Genomic DNA, 526 nt, shown 5'->3' on the forward strand with positions numbered 1-526 from the left:
GGGGCAGGCTGCACGTCGTGGCATAGATTCCTGTCCACCCGCCCATTTCAGACGACCCCTTGCCGTATCAGCAACCTTGTTCCTTCCCCCGTCCGGCGAGGATGGGGGTGGCTTCCCAGCTTTAGGCAAAATCAAACTGGTGCAGCCGCCCATTAGAGCCACCCTCTCCCCAGCCCTCTCCCGCCGGATGGGAGAGGTGGCAGGCTACACGTCGCGGTATAAATTTCTGCCCAACTACCGTCATTCCCGCGCAGGCGGGAATCCACTTTTGAATCTCGGCAACTGTTTTTCAAACATCAGTTTCTTAGAATTTACGATGGATTCCCGCCTGCGCGGGAATGACGACAGCAGGGTGTTTGGCGTGGTTTGTTCATAAGAAGAGGTCGTCTGAAATTGAGTTTGCGGTTTCAGACGACCTTTTACCATATCAGCAATCTTGTTCCTTCCCCGTCCGGCGGGGGAAGGTTAGGATGGGGGTGGCTTCGCGGCTTGAGGCAAAAATCAAATTCGTGCAGCCCATAGAGCC

1 protein-coding gene is annotated in these 526 nt (G+C 55.5%); it reads left to right on the plus strand.

Going from position 1 to position 526, the window contains the following annotated elements; all coding sequences use genetic code 11:
- Positions 1-376, plus strand: a 376-nt coding sequence (locus tag HMPREF1028_RS15245) for a hypothetical protein (RefSeq protein WP_198006992.1), incomplete at its 5' end; no start/stop codon positions are given.
- Between the last annotated feature and the right edge of the window lie 150 nt (positions 377-526).

Source organism: Neisseria sp. GT4A_CT1 (assembly GCF_000227275.1).
GTDB lineage: Bacteria > Pseudomonadota > Gammaproteobacteria > Burkholderiales > Neisseriaceae > Neisseria.